This window comes from Haloferax sp. Atlit-10N, from assembly GCF_003586325.1.
In the GTDB taxonomy this organism is placed as follows: Archaea; Halobacteriota; Halobacteria; order Halobacteriales; family Haloferacaceae; genus Haloferax; species Haloferax prahovense.
This window is the reverse complement of the sequence record NZ_PSYX01000101.1, coordinates 1-555: the sequence shown is the minus strand read 5'-3', so window position 1 is coordinate 555 and position 555 is coordinate 1. Positions and strand designations below refer to the sequence as shown.

The window sequence follows — 555 nt, the reverse complement described above, 5'->3', positions numbered from 1 at the left end:
AGAGCATGTGTTCGGTATCGTTCCACACCGATTGTCTTGCGGTGCGTACATGTCAACCAGACTGGTGGAATAATATATAGTTACTGGCCGACAAGAGATGTGATAGCATGCCAAAATAGATACTGAATTGTCATTTTCATCCAAGACGATGTAGAATCCTCGTAGTCTCTATAAGCACTGATGAAAGAGTACAGTATACCAGATGGGCCACGTCTACTACCACCATCCCGGTGACAAGCAGTTCTCTCTTGACTTCGTGCATCCGGACCCTGCCGAAGTCGTCTCGCAGATCGTCGGCTACGACGACGACGTCGCTGTGAAGGTCCAGAAGTACGAGATTGACGAAGCGTTCTACGTCGTCTACACGTCCCGTGTCGATGGTGGCCCTGTTCGTGAGATCAACTTCGATCTCAAAGCGTCACTCGCGAAGATGAGCGAGGACAACAGAACCATCGTCGTTCGGCTGCTCGAGATCTACCGCGCCCGCATCGCTCAGAACGAGGAAGAAGAGGGCGTTCCCGTCGAGGCATAGAAGCAAATCGATGTCGACGCGCT

1 protein-coding gene is annotated in these 555 nt (G+C 51.7%); it reads left to right on the top strand.

Annotation, left to right across the window (positions count from 1 at the left end):
* The first annotated feature begins 202 nt into the window (after positions 1 to 202).
* Complete coding sequence (locus tag C5B91_RS21370) at positions 203 to 532, top strand: hypothetical protein (protein ID WP_233547876.1); 330 nt, start codon at positions 203 to 205, stop codon at positions 530 to 532.
* Positions 533 to 555 lie beyond the last annotated feature (23 nt).